General features: G+C 57.8%; 1 protein-coding gene. It reads left to right on the top strand.

What is annotated here, in order from left to right; all coding sequences use genetic code 11:
- Positions 1-389: 389 nt before the first annotated feature.
- On the top strand, positions 390-731 hold the full coding sequence (locus ACODTZ_RS36135; protein WP_052820928.1) for a helix-turn-helix domain-containing protein: 342 nt from the start codon (positions 390-392) through the stop codon (positions 729-731).
- Positions 732-891: the final 160 nt, after the last annotated feature.

Genomic DNA, 891 nt, shown 5'->3' with positions numbered 1-891 from the left:
CCATACCATGCCCGAAGCGCTGCGGCCTCTTCCTCGGTAAGCTCTGCCAGGCTGTGAGCGGGGCCGTTCCTGACAACTATGCGCATGAATTTTGCGAACCAGGAGGATGCAGACCTTCCTCCGGCCCTGCGGTCCGAGCAGCTCCGCTTGCATGGGCGGATCGTGCCGGTGTACGAAGCGTAACGGGGTTGTGAAATGCCCAATTTGAACTATGGACAACAATTGGTTTACGCTTGGACGGTGTAGTTTTTGGTCGATATCGGGTGACGGATGAGCACAAGAGTTTCAAGGAGAGTTCCAATGCGCCATCGGAGTGCGCCCTCCCATTACCTTGGCGGCATGTTTGTCTGTCGCCGCGTAAGTCCGATCGGGGCTGGGGGTGGCGACCAATGCCCCGTCTGAAACGCCAGCCCCCGGTGGAGGCCGTGGACATTTCGACGATCGACACGTTGTCGTTCCAGGAGAGGCTTGCTATCGGTCTCGAACGATTGAAGGCCGAGCGCAAATTGACGAATAGGGAGCTTGCTGAGCAGCTCGGCGTACACGAAGCATACATATCGCAGGTGACGCGTGCCATGCGAGACGTCAAGCTATCGACACTCGACAAGATGCAGCGCGAGTGGAATGTCGTCATCGAGGATTTGCTCAGGATCACTGAAGCCGACCTCCATCGGATAGCGGTTTGGAAAGCCCGTCGAAAGAAACAGAGAGGTGCCGCGACCGACTCGTGATGCGGTGGTCGCCCCAGCTGTGGCAGGAGAAGCCCTAGTGGTTCAGGTTAAACCAGAACCTTTCTTTCACCCCGTTGTCGTTCGGAATATCGAAATAGTAGGGATCCGCGCGGCGAGGGCGCGGAGTGGCAATCTGCTGGATGCAGCTTTCGCCATCCCG

This window comes from Rhizobium sp. FG113, assembly GCF_057809895.1.
Note: the sequence above shows the minus strand (reverse complement) of the source record. Positions and strands in the feature narration are given on the sequence as shown.